17 protein-coding genes and 2 tRNA genes are annotated in these 19,228 nt (G+C 43.4%); 14 read left to right on the top strand and 5 right to left on the bottom strand.

The features are described 5' to 3' along the window. Window positions 1-2: 2 nt before the first annotated feature. On the bottom strand, window positions 3-1,226 hold the full coding sequence (locus tag RT422_RS09185; RefSeq protein ID WP_160001006.1) for a type II secretion system F family protein: 1,224 nt from the start codon (window positions 1,224-1,226) through the stop codon (window positions 3-5). 54 nt (window positions 1,227-1,280) lie between these two features. Continuing rightward, window positions 1,281-2,987, bottom strand: a complete 1,707-nt coding sequence (gene pilB / locus RT422_RS09190) for a type IV-A pilus assembly ATPase PilB (protein ID WP_313422038.1) — start codon at window positions 2,985-2,987, stop codon at window positions 1,281-1,283. A 422-nt stretch (window positions 2,988-3,409) separates the two neighbouring features. Here pilB and tpiA point away from each other — a divergent pair, with 422 nt between their 5' ends. The 14 genes from tpiA (at window position 3,410) to pnp (ending at window position 16,759) form a co-directional block, all read left to right on the top strand. Beyond that, window positions 3,410-4,249, top strand: coding sequence for a triose-phosphate isomerase (gene tpiA, locus RT422_RS09195; RefSeq protein ID WP_313422039.1), 840 nt, complete (start codon window positions 3,410-3,412; stop codon window positions 4,247-4,249). A gap of 91 nt (window positions 4,250-4,340) precedes the next feature. Next, window positions 4,341-4,646 carry a preprotein translocase subunit SecG gene (secG, locus tag RT422_RS09200; protein ID WP_128680793.1) on the top strand — a complete coding sequence of 102 codons (306 nt, stop codon included), beginning with the start codon at window positions 4,341-4,343 and terminating at the stop codon, window positions 4,644-4,646. Window positions 4,647-4,756: 110 nt separating this feature from the next. Beyond that, a tRNA-Leu gene (locus tag RT422_RS09205) sits at window positions 4,757-4,841 on the top strand. Between the two features lie 68 nt (window positions 4,842-4,909). Then, window positions 4,910-4,986, top strand: a tRNA-Met gene (locus tag RT422_RS09210). A gap of 225 nt (window positions 4,987-5,211) precedes the next feature. Then, window positions 5,212-5,721 carry a ribosome maturation factor RimP gene (gene rimP / locus RT422_RS09215; RefSeq protein WP_313422040.1) on the top strand — a complete coding sequence of 170 codons (510 nt, stop codon included), beginning with the start codon at window positions 5,212-5,214 and terminating at the stop codon, window positions 5,719-5,721. Between the two features lie 117 nt (window positions 5,722-5,838). Continuing rightward, window positions 5,839-7,320 (top strand): transcription termination factor NusA, encoded by a 1,482-nt coding sequence (gene nusA / locus RT422_RS09220; protein ID WP_203172425.1) that lies wholly within the window; start codon window positions 5,839-5,841, stop codon window positions 7,318-7,320. 13 nt (window positions 7,321-7,333) lie between these two features. Beyond that, window positions 7,334-10,063, top strand: coding sequence for a translation initiation factor IF-2 (gene infB, locus RT422_RS09225; RefSeq protein WP_076775868.1), 2,730 nt, complete (start codon window positions 7,334-7,336; stop codon window positions 10,061-10,063). A gap of 105 nt (window positions 10,064-10,168) precedes the next feature. Beyond that, window positions 10,169-10,558, top strand: coding sequence for a ribosome-binding factor A (locus tag RT422_RS09230; protein WP_007115084.1), 390 nt, complete (start codon window positions 10,169-10,171; stop codon window positions 10,556-10,558). Between the two features lie 58 nt (window positions 10,559-10,616). Further along, a complete protein-coding gene (locus RT422_RS09235; protein ID WP_313422041.1) occupies window positions 10,617-11,633 on the top strand; it encodes a DUF4105 domain-containing protein in 1,017 nt (338 codons plus the stop codon). Between the two features lie 20 nt (window positions 11,634-11,653). Continuing rightward, on the top strand, window positions 11,654-12,604 hold the full coding sequence (truB, locus tag RT422_RS09240; RefSeq protein WP_313422042.1) for a tRNA pseudouridine(55) synthase TruB: 951 nt from the start codon (window positions 11,654-11,656) through the stop codon (window positions 12,602-12,604). Between the two features lie 388 nt (window positions 12,605-12,992). Then, window positions 12,993-13,517, top strand: coding sequence for a type 1 glutamine amidotransferase domain-containing protein (locus tag RT422_RS09245; RefSeq protein WP_204155403.1), 525 nt, complete (start codon window positions 12,993-12,995; stop codon window positions 13,515-13,517). A 40-nt stretch (window positions 13,518-13,557) separates the two neighbouring features. Further along, a complete protein-coding gene (locus tag RT422_RS09250) occupies window positions 13,558-13,743 on the top strand; it encodes a hypothetical protein (RefSeq protein ID WP_076775876.1) in 186 nt (61 codons plus the stop codon). A gap of 211 nt (window positions 13,744-13,954) precedes the next feature. Then, entirely contained in the window at window positions 13,955-14,221 is a 267-nt protein-coding gene (gene rpsO, locus RT422_RS09255; RefSeq protein WP_082168269.1) for a 30S ribosomal protein S15, read from the top strand. 396 nt (window positions 14,222-14,617) lie between these two features. Continuing rightward, on the top strand, window positions 14,618-16,759 hold the full coding sequence (gene pnp / locus RT422_RS09260) for a polyribonucleotide nucleotidyltransferase (protein ID WP_312276162.1): 2,142 nt from the start codon (window positions 14,618-14,620) through the stop codon (window positions 16,757-16,759). Window positions 16,760-16,874: 115 nt separating this feature from the next. Here the strand turns inward: pnp and RT422_RS09265 are convergent, their stop codons facing one another. From RT422_RS09265 to RT422_RS09275, 3 genes are read right to left on the bottom strand one after another with little or no spacing between them, the layout of a single operon-like run. Continuing rightward, window positions 16,875-17,177, bottom strand: coding sequence for a hypothetical protein (locus tag RT422_RS09265; protein ID WP_313422043.1), 303 nt, complete (start codon window positions 17,175-17,177; stop codon window positions 16,875-16,877). Between the two features lie 36 nt (window positions 17,178-17,213). Continuing rightward, on the bottom strand, window positions 17,214-17,714 hold the full coding sequence (locus tag RT422_RS09270; RefSeq protein ID WP_313422044.1) for a hypothetical protein: 501 nt from the start codon (window positions 17,712-17,714) through the stop codon (window positions 17,214-17,216). 43 nt (window positions 17,715-17,757) lie between these two features. Continuing rightward, window positions 17,758-18,996 (bottom strand): hypothetical protein, encoded by a 1,239-nt coding sequence (locus RT422_RS09275; protein WP_313422045.1) that lies wholly within the window; start codon window positions 18,994-18,996, stop codon window positions 17,758-17,760. Window positions 18,997-19,228 lie beyond the last annotated feature (232 nt).

Consider the following 19,228-nt stretch of genomic DNA (forward strand, 5'->3'; position numbering starts at 1 on the left):
ATTTAGCCCACCACCGAGCCCATTTGGAAAATTGGTAGATACATGGCAATCACCAGACCCCCTACCAGCACCCCCAAAATAGCCATAATCATCGGTTCCATCAGACTTGTTAACCCGTCTACGGCGTTATCCACTTCGTTTTCATAATAAGTCGCCACTTTATCAAGCATCTCCTCTAGACTACCTGACTCTTCACCAATACCAACCATTTGGATCGCCATACTCGGAAAAAGATTGGTAGAACGCATCGAAAACTGCAATTGTTGACCCGTCGCAACATCGCCTTTGATTTTTTGCGTGGCATTATAAAATACCACATTATTGGTTGCCCCAGCGGTTGAATCTAACGCATCAATCAGCGGCACACCTGCGGCAAAAGTGGTAGATAAAGTGCGGGAAAAACGCGCAACCACCGCTTGGTAAGCAATATTGCCAAAGATTGGTAATTTTAAGGTCAGTCGGTCTAAAAAATCATTAAAGGGCTTGCTACGTTTTTTAGCTTCAGAAAAGCCAACAACAGCGCCTGCAATGCTAAATAGCAATAACCACCACCATTTTTGCATCCACTCGGACATACTGACGACCATCCGGGTAAACGCGGGTAACTCTGCACCAAATGAATTGAATAAATCAGCAAACACCGGTACCACTTTGACCAGCAAAATAATGGTAACGATAATCGCAACCACGATAACCGCAATCGGGTATTTCAAGGCTTTTTTAATCTTTGCTTTTAGTAGCTCGCTTTTTTCTTTGTACGTCGCGACACGCTCAAGCATAGTTTCAAGTGCCCCTGATTGCTCACCTGCCTCTACTAATGAACAAAACAAGTCATCAAAATATCTAGGATGTTTGCGCAGCGCAGCAGCAAAGGTGCTCCCTGATTCCACTTCTGATTTGACACTAAGCACCAACTCTTTCATTGAGGGGTTATCAAGCGCATCTGCAACAATTTCAAACGACTGAGTAAGGGGAACGCCCGCTTTCATCATTGTAGCCAACTGCCGCACAAAGATAGCAATATCGATTGCCTTGATGCTTTTTTTCATTTGAAAAATAGGCTTGGGTTTTTTCTTAATCGTCTTGACTTTGATGCCTTGCTTGCGTAGTTGCGCTTTTGCCAGCTCAATATTGCGGCTGGTGGTTTCGCCTTTGACTTTTTCGCCACGGCGATTGACCCCATCATAGACAAAGTCTAATAACATTTCTGTTTGGACTTTTGCCATACCCTTCCCCTTAATATCTCAACTAATCTTCAACAAAGACGGATGAAAAATGCACTATTCGCTAGTAACACGATACATCTCTTGGATACTGGTCGTGCCTTTTAGAACCTTTAAAATGCCAGAGCGCCTTAAATCCCTAAACCCTTGCTTTAAGGCCGCGTCTTTAATCTCAATAGCGTTGCCGTCTTCCATAATAATTCGGGCAATCTCTGGTGTTACTTTCATCACTTCATAAATACCAACACGTCCTTTATAGCCATCGCGGCATTCAGAGCAGCCAACAGGCTCATAAATTACATTGCTGGTATCTGCCAAATCTTCTTCCGTAAAACCCATTTCAAGCAAGCTATTTTTTGGTACATCTGTCGGTTTCTTACAAGCTTTACACAGGCGACGGGCTAAGCGCTGTGCGATTACCAAATTGACTGAGGTGGCAATGTTAAAGGATGCCACCCCCATATTCCGCAGGCGCGTTAAGGTTTCTGGCGCTGAGTTGGTATGTAAGGTTGACAGCACCATATGCCCTGTTTGTGCAGCTTTAACAGCAATTTCCGCCGTTTCCAAGTCACGAATCTCACCGACCATCACAATATCAGGGTCTTGACGCAAGAATGATTTGAGCGCACTGGCAAAGGTCAAGCCAACTTTATTATTCACGTTGACCTGATTGATGCCTTCGAGGTTAATTTCAACGGGATCTTCTGCGGTGGATATATTGGTCTCAACTGTGTTTAAGATATTAAGACCCGTGTACAAGGAGACGGTTTTACCCGAACCAGTAGGGCCGGTAATCAATAACATCCCTTGCGGTTTTGCCAGCGCATCCATAAATAGCTGCTTTTGGTCAGGCTCATAGCCGAGTGCATCAATGCCTAGCATCGCTGATGATGGGTCTAAAATACGCAATACGATTTTTTCACCAAATAAGGTTGGCAGTGAATTGACACGAAAATCAATCGCCTTATCCTTGGAAATTTTTAATTTGATACGACCATCTTGCGGCACGCGGCGTTCAGAGATGTCCATTTGTGACATGACTTTCAGGCGGGCAGCAATTTTACCCGCTAGCTGCGTCGGTGGATTTGCCATTTTTTGTAACACCCCATCAATACGAAAACGCACGCGATAAGATTTTTCATAGGGTTCAAAGTGTAAGTCTGAGGCGCCCATGGTAATGGCTTTGATAAGCATCCCATTAACGAACTTGACGACAGGCGCTTCATCATTGACATCTAAATGACTGGTGGCACTACTGTCGTCATCGGCACGGGTTTCATCAAACTCCACCGCTTCCATATCATCAAAATCAGCTAAATTGGTGGTAGTAAAGATTTTTTCGATGAGTGATTTGATTTTGTGGTGCTCGGCAACGACTGTTTCAACGTTAAACCTTGTACCAAATCGCAGCGCATCTAAAGCATCTACCCTTGTTGGGTCACTCATGGCAACAAATAAGCGGCTACCTCGTTGGAAAATCGGCAGAATATTAAATTCGCGAATAATTTTTTCATCAACCGCTTCTTTTGGAATATAGTTGACATTGATGGCATCCAAATCAATGAGGGGATCGCCAAATTCTCGCGAAATCACCCACGCTACCGCGTCTGGTTGCGCCAATTTATTGTCAACCACATAGGCGATTAAATTTGTTTTTTGTTGCTGCGATTCTGCCAATACTTTTTGCATTGACGCTTCGCTAATTAGTCCTTCATGCACTAATCGCGATGCAATGCCACCAAAACCAGGAAGTGATGCTGCCATTGTTTTTCTCGTTCCCTCAATATTGATTCAAATGGGCTAATGTTTGCTAGTGTAAACTATTCATTTATATATTAACAAATCATTCTCGACAAATCCGTGAATTCAACGATAAATAATTTGTTATCGAATTTTATCTCTATCCATCAACCTTCATAAAACTGTTTTATACTTTATCCCTTCTTTAAACACCTCACTTGCGTGACCCAATAATTTATTCGGCAAATCGCGGCAATTGCTTATATAATACCTACCATTTTACGCCTAGTATTTTAAATATTCCTATTTTCATATCTTGATATCTTTAAATGGTGATGTTTTACATCATGATATGTTAAATAGCGTTACTTATATTTTAATGTTATCTTGACATTTATACGTGACAAATTCATAGATAACCATTTACCTCAATTGACAGGGACATTATGAAAGCATCTGATTATATAGCAAATTGGCAGAATTCTTGGGTGATTGCTAATTGGAAAATGAATCCTAGCACACAGCTGACTGTCACAGCCCTCATGACCGATTTACAGCAGCAGATACCTGCAGATGCACTGCAAAGCTGTAACGTGGTTGTCGCCCCGAGTTTTATACATTTATCGACCACACAACAAGCCATCCAACATGGGTCATGCAACATCGGGTTAGCTGCGCAAAACTTATGCGCACAACACGCTGATAAAGGCGCGTTTACTGGGGAGGTTTCGGGTGCTCAGCTCAAGGACGCTCAGGTAAATTATGTTTTAGTCGGACATTCAGAACGCCGTCAATATTTTAATGAAGATGACGCTTGCTTAATCCAAAAAATTCGCAATGCCTTTGCACACGATTTAACCGTTGTTTTTTGTATCGGTGAAACACAAGACCAGTATGAGCAAAATCAGACCCATGATGTGCTAGCAGCGCAATTAATGGTAGTTAAACAACTAGCCGCCGAATTTGCTAACGCCAAATTTGAAGGCGCCCAATTGGGTAACTTAGCATCGCGATTGATTATTGCTTATGAACCCGTTTGGGCAATTGGTACAGGTAAAATCCCAACCATACAAGAAGTACAAAACATTCATGCCTTTATCAACACCACCTTAACCGACATCGATGCCTCTTTAGCGACCACACCAATATTGTATGGCGGCAGTGTGAAAGCGGATAATGCTGCAGAGATCGCCCAATGCCCAAATGTAAATGGGGTGTTGGTAGGTGGGGCATCACTTGACGCGACTGGCTTTACACAAATTATTCAAGCATTTGCCCAAATTTAAGGTAAAATATCACCCATTTAAAAATTTTTACTTTTGCCACTGACAGCCTTCTTGTTGGGCATCAGTGCTATCAAGTTTTGTAGAGATAAGTATGTATAATGCAATTTTAGTGGTTCATATCATTGTCGCGATTTCAATGATTGGTCTGATTTTGGTCCAACATGGTAAAGGTGCCGATGCCGGGGCTTCATTTGGTGCAGGGGGTTCGGCAACCGTATTTGGTGCGTCTGGCTCTGCCAATTTTTTGACGCGCTTGACGGCGGTTTTAACAGCAATCTTCTTTATTACCAGTATGACACTGGCAGTATTTGCTAAACAGCAATCACTATCTAGTCGTACCCTTGATACTAGCCTAGCGACTAATACTGCGCCTGCAAGCCCTACACCTGCCAAGTAAGTTATTAAAAAAATTGTTGCGTTATTGGTAGTTTTGACCTAGAATACAGCGTCTATTTTAGAGTGTTGTTATTTAAAAAAAACAGCTTGGTTAAAGTAGTTTGGTTTTTTGCGATTGTGGTGGAATTGGTAGACACGCTACCTTGAGGTGGTAGTGCCGCAAGGTGTGAGGGTTCGAGTCCCTCCATTCGCACCAACTAAATTAATTTTAAATAACTGTTGACAAGGTTAATATCTCACTCTATAATACGCTCTCTAAATTGTTGCGGGGTGGAGCAGTCTGGTAGCTCGTCGGGCTCATAACCCGAAGGTCGTTGGTTCAAATCCAGCCCCCGCTACCACTTTTCTAGTAGCATTGCTTTGGTATCATTACTAGAAAAATCAATTTAGACACACTTTTATTGATTTAAAAGCCCACCAATTAGTTTGTGGGTTTTTTTGTATCTGTTGGTTTCGAAAAAACTTAAGTTTTGCTAAATTAGCGGTTGCGTTTTAGTAATGTGCCAATTTTTAAAATTAGCTTTTAAAATCAACAAAGATGTTAATAATCAACTCTAAAGGATATCATGAAACTATCAACGAAAGTTGCTGAACTGACCCAAATCATTGAGCCAGCAGTAACTGCCTGTGATGTGAGCTTGTGGGGTATTGAGTTTGTACCACAAGGTCGACGCTCTCTTCTTCGTATTTATATTGAAGCCCTACCTGAAGACCGTGCCGAAGGCAAACAAGTCACCATTGAAGACTGTGCTGCGGTCACCCACCAAGTCGGTGGTGTGTTAGACTTACACGACCCGATTGCAGGCGAGTATCTACTTGAGGTGTCTTCACCCGGTTTGGACCGCGCGTTTTTTTCTGCTGAGCAGCTGCATGACTATGTGGGGCAAACCCTCAGCTTACGATTGATTCATGCGATTGGACAAGGTAGTGATAAGCGCCGTAAAGTAACAGGCGAATTGGTCAATATTGACGAGCGCCAGTTGACGGTCAAAACCGAAAATGGTCAAGTCAATGACCAACTTTTAACCATCGAGCTTGATAATATTGATAAAGCCAATTTGGTCTACCAATTTTAGCTTTTAAATTTGGGGTTAACGCCTTTTTTACGCTATGTCTTCTAGCTAACTTTTTTCTAGCTAAAAGCAAGATTTTAAAGAATAAAGTCTAGAATGACTTAAATTATAGGTGATTACATGAATCGAGAAATTTTAACGGTCGTTGAAACCGTCAGTAATGAAAAAGGCTTAAATCCTGAAGATATTTTTGAAGCGATTGAGCAAGCCTTGGTGGTATCGACCAAAAAGAAAGTTTATAGTGAGCAGCCTGAAGTTGCCGTGCGCGTGCATATCAATCGCAAAACAGGTGACTATGACACTTACCGTTATTGGACAGTAGTGGCAGATGAAGATCATGAAATGCCTGCCTGTCAGCTAGCGATTAGTGATTTGGATGAAAACGAGTGGAAAATCGGCGACGTCAAAGAAGAACAAATCGAGTCCATTGAATTTGGTCGTATTGCCGCTACCCAAGCCAAACAAGTCATCATTCAAAAAATCCGTGAAGCTGAACGTTCACTGGTGGCAGATGCGTTTGAACATCGTATCGGCGAGATGATTACGGGTGAAGTCAAAAAACCGGCGCGCGATGGTTATATCATTGATTTGGGCGATAATGTCGAAGGCTATCTACCCCGCGATAAAATGTTGCCGCGTGAGCAGTTACGCATTAAAGGTCGTATCAATGCGATTTTAGAGCAAGTCAATCGTGATAACCGTGGTGCTCAGCTCGTATTGTCTCGTACCTCACCACAAATGCTGACAGCACTGATGCAAAAAGAAGTACCAGAGATTGCTGAGCAAATCATTGAAATTCGTGATGTTGCGCGTCAGCCTGGCTTACGTGCTAAGATTTCAGTCAAAACCAATGACCATCGTATCGACCCTGTCGGTGCTTGTATTGGTATGCGCGGCACCCGTATTCAAGCCGTTCAACAAGAGCTTGAGGGCGAGCGTATCGACGTAGTGGTATGGTCGGATGATGCAGTGCAATACATTATCAGCGCATTGGAACCTGCGGATGTTGATCGTATTATTCTTGATGAAGATACCAAAACTGCAGATATCATCTTTGCCACTAACGATCAGTTAGCCCGTGCGATTGGCTCACAAGGTCAAAACGTGCGCCTTGCATCAGAATTAACAGGCTATCGTCTTAACATGATGCTCGAAGAAGAGTACAATGCTCAACAAGAATCAGAAACCAAAGTGTATCGCGACCTATTCTACACACGTCTTGAAGTCGATGAAGATTTGGCACAAGCCTTGGTGGATATAGGATTTACCTCACTTGAAGAAGTTGCGTATGTCCCTGCTGAGACTTTCTATGACATCGATGGGCTAGATGATGACGCTATCGACGCAATCCAAGAACGTGCCAAAGAGGCGGTGATCGCCGATGAATTGGTCAAACAACAAAATATTAAAGAGCCAAGCCAAGAGCTTCTAAACCTTGAAGGCATGACTCAAGCATGGGCCTACAAGCTTGCCGAACGTGATGTCATCACCGTCGACGACCTTGCCGAACAAGCCATCTTTGATATCCAAGATATCGAAGGTCTTGATGAAAAGACCGCTGGTGAGCTCATTATGAAAGCCCGTGAATCATGGTTTAATTAAAAAAGGTGTATGAATGGCAGATAAAACCGTAAAAGAACTTGCAGCAATGACCAAAAAGACCGTTGAAGCAATTAATAATCAACTGGTCAAGGCAGGGCTGTCTGCGCGCGGTGACAATGACATCGTCACCGATAGCGAACAACAAAAACTGGTCAGCTTTTTACAACAAAGTCATGGTCAAAATGACAAACCTCGCATTAGCTTAAAAAGCAAAACCACTTCTACTGCGCGGGTGACAGGCACTTCTGGTAAAGCCAAAAGTGTCAATGTTGAAGTACGCAAAAAAATGGTATTTGATAAACCAAATCCCAATAAAATCGCTGAAGAACTAGCGTTGCGTGAAGCAGCGGCCAAAGAAGCTGAAGAAAAAGCGCGTTTGGCAAAAGAAAAAGCCGCCCAAGAACAAGCTGAAAAAGACAAAGCCAAACAAGCCGCTGAAGCGCGTCAACAAGCCACCCTTGCAGCAATGCGTGCTAACCTAGGTGGCGGTAGTCAAGCTGCCAAAGAGCACACAACCACCAGTGTGGTAGTGAAAAAAGGCAACAAAACCGCGGCAATCGAAGTCAAAAAAGCTGACAAAAAACCTGCGCCGAAAAAAGAATCGGATAGTGAACGCAAAGCGCGTGAAGCAGAAGAAGAACGCTTACGTCAAATCGAATCAGAAAATCGCCGTAAAGCCGCTGAAGAAGCTCAGCAGCGTACCCTTGAGCAAATGCGCCAAATGGCGAGTAAATATAGCGAAACCGATACTGAAACTACGATGGTTGTCAAAAAAGATGAACCATTGGCAGAAGGTTTGGTGGGCGCAGCGCTTGAAGACTCATTTGAACAAGAACGCCGTGAAATTAAACGCGGCACCGCAAGCACTGCCAACAAAAACCGTCGTCGTCGCCGTGACGATGAAGGTGAGCAAGAGATTAAGAACCGTAGTCGCGGCTTAAAATCATCGCAAGCCAATAGACACAAATTTGAAAAACCGGTTGAGAAAATCGTGCATAACGTTGAAATCGGTGAGACCATCGTGGTGTCTGAACTTGCCCAAAAAATGGCAATCAAAGTACGCGAAGTCGTCAAAATGTTAATGAAAATGGGCGAGTTGGTCCGTGAAAACGAATCCATCGACCAAGAAACCGCTGCCCTACTTGTTGAAGAAATGGGTCATAACCCAGTGCTTGTCAGCTCAACGCAAGTTGAAGATTCACTACGTGAAGCGGTTGGCGAGAAAAGTAGCAACGTCCAAGCGCGTCCGCCTGTGGTTACCATCATGGGTCACGTTGACCATGGTAAAACGTCCCTGCTGGATAAAATCCGTTCAAGTAAAGTGGCATCGGGCGAAGCAGGTGGTATTACTCAGCATATCGGTGCTTATCATGTGCAGACTGACCAAGGCGTTATTACTTTCTTAGACACCCCAGGTCACGCCGCATTTACCGCGATGCGTTCTCGTGGTGCCAAAGCGACGGATATCGTGGTGTTAGTGGTCGCAGCCGATGATGGTATGATGCCACAGACCGCTGAGGCGATTGACCATGCGCGTGCCGCAGGTACCCCGATTATCGTGGCTATCAACAAGATGGATAAAGACAGTGCCGATCCAGACCGCGTCCTCAACGAACTGACCACCAAAGAAGTCGTTCCTGAAGAATGGGGCGGTGACACACCGGTAGTCAAAGTCTCTGCGTTAACAGGTCAAGGTATTGATGAACTGCTTGAAGTGATTAACCTACAGGCAGAAGTGATGGAACTTGAAGTCGCTACTGACGGTGCAGCACAAGGTGTGGTGATTGAATCACGTCTTGAAAAAGGACGCGGTGCAGTGGTCAGCCTACTGGTCAAACAAGGTACTTTAAACCAAGGTGATTTGGTACTTGCTGGTGAATATTATGGTCGTGTCCGTGCTATGACCAATGAAAACGGTCAAAAAATTACCTCAGCGGGTCCTTCTATCCCTGTTGAAATCCTAGGTCTGCCTGATACGCCAGCGGCTGGTAGCGAGTTTATGGTGGTCTCAGATGAGAAACGTGCGCGCGAAGTTGCAGAATATCGCGCAGATCGTGAGCGTGAAAAAGTGCTTGAACGTCAAGCCAAATCACGCTTAGAAAACTTGTTTGACCAAATGAGCGATGCCAAACTGCCTTCCGTTAATTTGATTCTCAAAACTGACGTTCGAGGTTCACTAGAAGCCTTGTTAACCGCGCTTGATGAGTTATCTACCGATGAAGTTAAAGTTAAAGTCATCTCATCGGGTGTCGGTCCAATCACCGAATCGGATGTGGTACTCGCCGAATCAAGTGAAGCGGTATTATTAGGCTTCAACGTTCGTGCTGATAGCGCCGCCAAACGCAAAGCGGATGAAGCAGGCCTAGATATTCGCTACTATAGTGTTATCTATGGGTTGATTGATGATGTGAAAGCAGCAATGAGCGGTTTACTTGCGCCAGAACATCGTGAGCAAATCTTGGGTATCGCTGAAGTACGTGAAGTCTTCCACTCTAGTCGCTTTGGTTATGCAGCCGGTTGTATGGTGACAGAAGGTAATATCATCCGTAACAAGCCAATTCGGGTATTGCGTGATGACCAAGTTATTTTCACCGGTCAATTACAATCATTACGTCGCTTCAAAGAGGATGTTAATGAGGTGCGCGCTGGTATGGAGTGTGGTCTAGCGGTGAAAGGTTATGAAGTAAAAGAAGGCGATAAGATTGAAGTCTTCGAAATTCATGAAGTCAAACGTACCTTATAAGTTAAGCTGACAACCTAATACTGCCAGCTTGCTATTAGCAACCTTTCCAGGGGTCTAATTAATCTAGGTTAATTAGACCTTTTTTTACTATAAAAAGGATTACCAATGAATCAACGTTTACAACGTCTTGCCGATCAAATTCAGCGCGACCTAGCGGTTTTGATTCGTGACGAGATTAACGACCCACGCTTGACTGGGTTTGTGACCATTTCTAGTGTCAAAATCAGCCCGGACTTGGGTTATGCTGATATTTATGTCACCATCATGGAAAAGTCGATGGATGATGCCATGGCAAAAGATTATCATACCGAGAGCTTAGAAGTGCTGAACAAAGCATCAGGTTTTTTGCGTACTGAGCTCAGTCATTTGCTAAAAACCCGCACTACCCCACGTCTGCGCTTTCACTATGATGAAGTGACAGCTAACGCTAACTATATGATGAACCTCATTTCTAAAGCGGTACAAAGTAGCGAAGGTCAGCCATCAGACGACTGATGCGTTGCAGGCTATAATAAGCTTATTTGTCACTTTGAGTCATTAACAGGGATGTTGAATGCAGTTACTTTGGGGTATCATTAAGTTTATCGTCATTATTCTCTCAAGCCTGTGGGTCGGGGTATTTGTATGGACGCATCAGCCCTTAGGCAGATATGTCAGTCTGGCACTGATTAGCGTATGGGTATTTTTTACCCTCGCTGTTTTGGTCAGTATCATCAAACCGACCCTATTTTCATCCCTACTTTCTCATCAGTCTTTATTACTGATTTTTTTTGCGGTGGTGGCGATTGCCATTGTCAGTTTTTTTTCGATGTCAGCTAGCAATGAGCGTGATTGGAACCCCGAAGTTGCCCAAATGTTAGACTATCGGCTTGACAGTGATGGCAACACACTCACCATTAGCAATGTTAGAAATTTTGATTGGCAAGATAAAACCCATTTTCAGCCGCGCTGGGAAACTAGGCAATACGACTTGGCAAAGCTGCAAACTGTCGATTTTATTGCCTCTTATTGGATGGGCGATGCCATTGCCCATACGCTAGTGAGTTTTGGGTTTAGTGATGGAAAGCAGCTTGCGTTATCTATCGAGATTCGCAAAGAAGTCAATGAACAATTTAGTACGCTGGGTGGATTTTTTCGCAAGTTTGAATTGGTGATTATCGCTGCGGATGAAAAAGATATTATTTATACCCGTAGTAATATCCGTCATGAAGATGTTTATATTTATCCCATCAATATGCCAAAAGACCATATTCAAGCGCTGCTGCTTGCGTATCTCGCGAAAGCTAAGTCCTTAAAAACGCAGCCGACATGGTATAATTCATTGGTAAATAACTGTACCACGGCAATTTATGAGCTGATTGATGATATCCAACCTTTGCCATTTGATTATCGTATCCTGTTATCGGGCTATATTCCCAGTTATCTGTATGACCAGCAATTGATTGATAACCGCTATAGCTTGCAGCAGTGGCAACAACGCGCACATATTAACCCAAAGTCAAAGCCGTATTCTGTCAACCACCCTATCAGCGCAGCAGATTACTCGCAGCTGATTCGAACCGACTTTTAATGAATTGATAAATCCATAACATGATGACCCAACCAAAAATAGCCAAATCCATCGTCTCTGGTGTTTTACTGATTGATAAACCGCAAGGGATGACCTCCCAGCAAGTGGTATCAAAAGTCAAATACTTGCTCAAATCTGATGTGCACGACAGTAAAAAAGCGGGTCATACCGGTACCCTTGACCCAATGGCAACAGGCTTGCTGCCGATTTGTTTGGGAGAAGCGACCAAGTTTAGCCATTACCAACTCGATGCGGTCAAGTCTTACCAAGCCATTATCAAACTTGGCGAGCAAACCGATACCGGGGATGCTGAAGGTCAGATAATTACCACGAGCCCTGTACCGCATGTGACACAAGCAATGTTACAAAGCGTCACTGAGCAATTTTTGGGTGAGATAATGCAGGTGCCGCCCATGTATTCCGCGCTCAAAAAAGACGGCAAAAAACTGTATGAACTAGCTCGTGAAGGTATTGAGGTGGAGCGAGCAGCACGTCCTCTCATCATTTATGAGCTGTCACTCACTCCCCTATCCGATCAACAATTGCAATTAACCGTTACTTGCTCCAAAGGAACCTATGTGCGCGTGCTGGCTGAAGATATTGCCAAAGCACTGGGCACAGTAGGACATCTGACAGCGCTTAGGCGTGTACAGACGGGTGATTTTGAGATTGCTAATGCCATCACCTTAGCCGATTTTGCCGCGCTCGATATTGCAGCGCGGTTTGATAAGCTATTAGCAGTGGATGCCTGCATTCACTCACTACCAAGCTTACTATTAGACGATAGCCAATCAAAGCGCATCCGACAAGGTCAACGCTTAAATGTCAAGACCACCATGTTAACTCAGCAGCTCATCTTAACCGCCAATCAAATGTTTCGCTTGTTTGACGACCAGCAGCAATTTTTGGGTACCGGACTACTTGAACCCAATGGGCGTTTACAACCGATGAAGCTAGTCAATTTAAATTAGCCACGATAAGTCAAAAAATCTATCCATCTTGCTAATTTTTTGCTGTATTCACATAATTTGCTCAATGAGCGATGCGATGTCACAAAGCGAGTACGTTTTTTATGCATTGATACAAAACGTGACGCTTTGCTAGCAGTTTTTACCCAGCGATTTCTTTATTCTTAGTGATATTGATTCATTTGCTTCTTTGCTTAGCAAGCTTTGCTAATAAAGAACAAACAGCGGTTTATTTAGAGAACTTTATATAATTAATAAATTAAAAATCAAATAGAAAAATCAAATAATAATCTCAAAATAAAGCGCCAACCTTACAGATGAATCAATAAGAACAACAATTTTTTTCTTTAACTATCTTTAACTTAAATAATGAAATAATAGGATAATTACCATGGCTAAGATTGCTATTTTACTTGATACCGACTTTGAACAAGTCGAATATACCCAAACCAATGACCTCCTTAAAGCTAAAGGTCACCAAACCACTTTAATCACCACACAACCACAAAAACAAGTGCGTGGGCTTAATCATACTGACCCTGCTGACACCTTTACCGCTGATTTATTAATTGGTGAAGCCAACGCAGCCGATTATGATGCTATTGTGTTACCAGGTGGCGGTGCCAATGCCGATGTGTTGCGGGCGAATACCGATGCCCAAGCGATGGTAAAAGCGTTCATGAGTGCGGGTAAACCTGTCGCAGCGATTTGTCATGCACCGTGGATTTTTGCGGATACCGAAATTGCGCGTGGTAAAAAATTAACCGCTTATAAAACCATTGCTGTTGACCTAAAAAATGCAGGTGCGCAGTTTGAAGACAAATCAGTGGTGATAGATGGTAATTTGATTACCAGTCGTCAACCTGAAGATATTCCAGATTTTGCTGAAGCGATTGACCAAGCATTGACTAAATAAGTGTGAATAACTATAAGAACCATAAGAAAAGGAGATTTCCATGCAACCAACCACCATGACAGATTTTGAAAAAATGGAAAAGAAAGCGCCCGAAGCGACGTTTGTTGCTGACACAACGCCTAATGATGCGGATGAAGTGACTTCTGATAAACTCACCACCGCGCCACAAGAGCAGCTTGACCGTCTGCATAGCGAAACACCCAAACAACCTACGGGCAACCAGTAAGTTGAAAGCTTGAATTTATTAAAAGCCTTAATAAATTCAACACCCTAATGCAAATTAGGGTTTTTTTATTGGTCAATATTTGCTAAAATAATGCTCCTTTTTGACGGTTAACTACTGAGAAGCGTGGTTATCCTGATTTTTTTACACTAATCGACTCGATTGTTAGCCGATTAGGCTTCTCATTTTATGCTAAAAAAGCTAGGAAAACATTATGTTGACTAACCAAGACCGCGCAGACGTAATCGCAAAATTTCAACGCTCTGAAAATGACACAGGTTCTCCAGAAGTTCAAGTGGCGTTATTAACAGCGCGTATCAATGACTTACAACCACACTTTAAAGCACACAAAGCTGACCATCACAGCCGTCGTGGTTTGATTCGTATGGTTAACTCACGCCGTACGTTACTTGATTACTTAAAACGTAAAGATGCAGACCGTTATACTGCATTGATCAATGAATTAGGCTTACGTCGCTAATTTATCAGCACGTTATGAGCTTTATTCAATCAGCGGCTGCTTTTGGGTAGCCGCTTTTTTATGGGTTCAATATTTTTAGCCAATTTTGTTTTCACTTTTACCCTCGCTGTTAGCTTAGTTATTACCCATCGTTTGCTATTAGGGGTTAAAGCGCAGTTAAAAGGTGGTGATTCGCCACAAAACTAGGTAAAATAGACAACGCATTGTGCCTGCACAATCGCAGTTTACACTTACTTTTTTCAAAGTATTTTTTAATTTAGGCTGATTTAAGGCTGCTATCAAGCGAATTGGTAGATTGCTTCTAACGTTTGTATTTTTTGAAAAGAACACAAACGTTAGGGGCTATTACTAAAACTTAAATCGCCCTATTCATCACACAAAGGATAAAACCGCATTATGTTTAATATCATTACTAAAGAATTCCAATATGGTAATCAACAAGTTACGTTAGAAACGGGTCGTATTGCACGCCAAGCTAATTCAGTGGTCGTCCATATGGGCGGCGTCTCTGTGCTAGTGGCTGTTGTGGTAAAAGACGAGGCGCAAGCGGGTCAAAACTTTTTTCCATTGACCGTCAACTACCAAGAAAAAATGTACGCTGCTGGTAAAATCCCAGGTGGCTATGGCAAACGTGAAGGTCGCCCATCTGAGATGGAAACCTTGACTTCACGCCTCATTGACCGCCCGATTCGTCCATTGTTTCCAGAAGGCTACTTTAACGAAATCCAAGTGACCGCCACGGTGATTTCGTCAGACAAAAAACAAGATGCTGATATCGCAGCGATGATTGGTACTTCAGCGGCATTGGCAATTTCATCAGCGCCATTCAATGGTCCGATTGGTGCGGCACGTGTCGGTTTTATCAATGATGAATATGTGCTAAACCCAAACCATGAAGCGCTAAAACAAAGCTCGCTCGATTTGGTGGTCGCGGGCACGTCGTCTGCGGTATTGATGGTCGAATCTGAAGCCAAAGAATTGTCAGAAGACCAAATGCTTGGCGCGGTACTATACGGTCACGCCCAGCAACAAGTCGTGATTGATGCCATCAATGAATTTGCCAAAGAAGTTGGCGTACAAAAAAACCAATTCGTTGCCCCTGCCGTCAACGAAGCCTTGCAAACTACCCTACAAAATCAATTTGCTGCAGCGATTTCAGAAGCATATACCATCAGCGAAAAAGCCAACCGTTATACTCGCCTTGATGAAATCAAAAACCAAGCCATTGAAGCCTTAGCCGGTGATGCGGAAGCCGAAGGCTATGCCGACAACGTGGCACAAATCAAAGAGCTATTTGAGACCCTAAAATATCGTACGGTCCGTGACAATATTTTGTCTGGCAAACCCCGTATCGATGGTCGTGACTTGCAAACTGTCCGTGCCCTAGACATCCAAGTCGGCGTACTGCCTTACACGCATGGTTCAGCGCTATTTACGCGCGGTGAAACACAAGCGCTCGTTACCACCACGCTTGGCAACAGCCGTGATGTTAACATGATTGACACCCTTGCGGGCACCAAACAAGACCACTTCATGCTGCATTATAACTTCCCAAGTTACTCAGTGGGCGAAACGGGTCGCGACAGCGGTCCAAAACGCCGTGAAATCGGTCATGGTCGCCTAGCACGCCGCGGTGTACAAGCCATGCTGCCAGATAGTGACCGTTTCCCATACGTGATTCGTATTGTATCTGACATCACCGAATCCAATGGTTCATCGTCAATGGCATCTGTCTGTGGCGCATCACTGGCGTTAATGGATGCCGGCGTACCACTAAAAGCGCCTGTTGCTGGTATCGCAATGGGTCTGGTTAAAGAAGGCGAGCGTTTTGCCGTGCTGTCTGACATCTTGGGTGATGAAGACCACCTAGGCGATATGGACTTTAAAGTCGCGGGTTCTGCCAATGGCGTGACTGCACTACAAATGGATATCAAAATTGAAGGTATCACCCCAGAGATTATGGAAAAAGCCCTGCACCAAGCGCATGCGGGTCGTATCCATATTTTAAATGCGATGAATGAAGTGATTTCAACCAGCCGTAAAGAAATCAACGCCCATGCACCAAACTTTGCGGTGATTGATATCGATCCTGAAAAAATCCGTGACGTGATTGGTAAAGGTGGTGCAACCATTCGCCAATTGACTGAAGAAACAGGCGCAGTGATTGATATTGATGACAATGGTACCATTCGTATCTTTGGTGAAAACAAAGCAGCGACCAAAGCCGCGATTGCTAAAATCGAGGCGATTACAGCAGAAGTAGAAGTTGGCAAGACTTATACAGGTAAAGTGGCTCGTATTGTTGAGTTTGGTGCGTTTGTCAATGTATTACCTAACACTGACGGTCTGGTGCATATCTCACAAATCTCTGATGCGCGTATCGAGAATGTGAATGATGTGCTAAAAGAAGGTCAAATGGTGAATGTACTGGTACAAGACATCGACAACCGTGGTCGTATTAAACTTACCATGAAAGGGGTGGATCAAACACTTGCGCCAACTGAATCTGCTGATTCTGAAACGTCTGCAGCTGAATAATCATCTGTTACAAGCAAGAAAACCGTCTTAGTTAAGGCGGTTTTTTATTTTTACAAAGTTTTAGTCAAAATTTATTGGAATAGTCGAAAGTTAGAAATCTTTAAACCCTAACTTATCACAAATTTACATCACTATAATTTGCCAAAAGTCCTATTGAACCACAGTTTCCATAATTACCATAACTTCCGATGCTACCGTAATTTCCATGCATTCCAAAATTTGTACTCTTATACGGTGATGAATTGTTAAAAATTAATCGATTTTTATATAATATTTCGCCCAAATACTTACCATCCATGTCTATAAATATTTGATAAGAATCAAGATAATGTCCTATATTATCGCCTGAAGTATTATAAAGTTGATTGTTGTTAAAATTTGCTATATGGTATCCTTTACTATTAAATAAAGCTTGCATTGAGCGACTCCTTTTTAATTTTCTAGATTAAAAATACTATCTGTATAACACTAAATTCAAATTACTAACAGGCTGAAGGTATTTTTCCATCAACGGTAAAATATCGTCAACAAAATCCATGCCATCAGGCACAAGCAGTTCATCACTTGCCAATATCGCCACACGGCGAATACCTTGATACCGTCCCCAATCAAACACAATTTTCTCTAACTTTTGTAACGCTGACACGATATACTCAACATGCGGCGGATTTTCGGTAAATTCTGTGATTGCCATATCCACGATGAACTGTGGCTTTGACAACGCCCCACCGACTGCCATACCCGCCAAATCACGCTGCGGCGTAAACTTTAACACATCACCGAGTAACAGCTGCGAACGCTCACAGGCTTGCTTGTAAACGGTGTAATGCTCAGGATAAAGCGATTGGTACTTAAGTAAGGCACGATGACGAAAAATACCTGACACCGGGACGGGCATGATGAGCGCTTGATAGCGGTCTTGAAACAAGGTTTTTTTATCGACTTGGGTCAGCACTACTTAACCTGCCAGTTATTTATTGATTATTATTTGTGGGTGGTTATTTGTTAGCGGCTTTTTGCTGTTCAAGCTGTGCAACTTGCTGTTCTAGCAGCTGGATACGCTCTTCTTTTTTACTACTCAGCTCATTCATCATACGCAGCTGGTCTTGCATCATGGCTTCTTGCTCTTTTAGCTGCGCGCTCTGCTCTGACAATCGACTCAGCTCTTCTTTGGCAATCGCCGGATCTTCAGGTAGGGTCGGCGCAAGAATTTCTTCTGGCGTGATTGCCGGTAGCGCTGCGGTCGCATGGGCTAAGCTAGTGGTTGCATCCACTGCGACGGTTGACGCGGCAGGTAAGCTAGCGCTAGCTTGTGGTTTTACTATAGGCGCTGCAGTTTTGGGTGTTGCGTGTGCTTGGGTCTGCGTCTGTGTCTGTTTCTGTGACTGCGCGGTGGATTTGTTCGGCTCGCTTGACTGCCCCATAAAAAACCATGCCAAGGTAGCCAGTACCAACCCTGCACCCACTAGCAACCCAAGTTGATTGCGTTTTTTTAACGTCCGTTTCGCTAGTGTTTTACCTGCCGGCCTTAAAAATGGGTTTGGCGTCTGGGCGATAATCGGTTTAATTTCGGGTTTTGTTTTGGTTAATAGAACGGGTGGCGTCGTCTCGATAGTTTCGATAGTCTCAATAGCCTCGATAATTTTTTTATCACTACTTTCATCACTAATTTGTGGTGCGATGGGCTGTGCTTGCGCGCTATGGGGGTCTGATTCTAGGCTTAGTTTTAGGTCTGGGTCTGGCTTAGCTGCTAGCGGTAGGTTATCAATATCAAATATCGGCGTGTTATCGGTTGTCTGTGACGGTACCGGCTGTGATACTGTCGCTGTATTAGCAGTGTCTTCGATAGTCACAGTGGTGTTGGCTTCAACATCACTGGGTAACTCATCCAAATCAAAATCATCAAAACTGAGCTTTTTGGGTGCGAGGGTATCAGCCGCTTTTGTGTTATCTGCCGTATAGTCCGTTTTGCCATGAAGTAATTCATCTTCTAACTGGTTTAAATCAATGCTATCTAGCGAAAACGCATTTTTGATTGCTGTCGTGTTTGGGGATGTGTTTGGAGGTGTGTCTGGGTAGTTAGCCGCTTGCATCGGTGGCTGATTAGTTGTATCAAGCTGCAACGCATTATCTGACACGCCTATCATTGGATTTTCAGCCAGCTGTGATGATGGATTGGCATCTTCGCTAGTCGGGGCTGTAGAGTCATTGTCTTTTTTTAGGCTAAATAATTTCATGTTGGGTCAATATCCCTATCCATGTCGGGCGGGTCAGATGTCTGTACGATTTCATGCTAGCGATGTATATACCATGCTGGCATGAAAATGATGGTGTACATTCGTTTGCTTGTTACTATAACAAACCGCAATCAAAAATAACAACTTTTGAGACAAAAACCTACTTTGAACGCCATACTTTGACTACCCTAATTGTATCAGGGACGCTTAAACTCGTTAACCTTGCCAAAAT

Origin of the sequence: Moraxella sp. CTOTU49803, assembly GCF_032097965.1 — a bacterium.
In the GTDB taxonomy this organism is placed as follows: domain Bacteria; phylum Pseudomonadota; class Gammaproteobacteria; order Pseudomonadales; family Moraxellaceae; genus Faucicola; species Faucicola tetraodonis.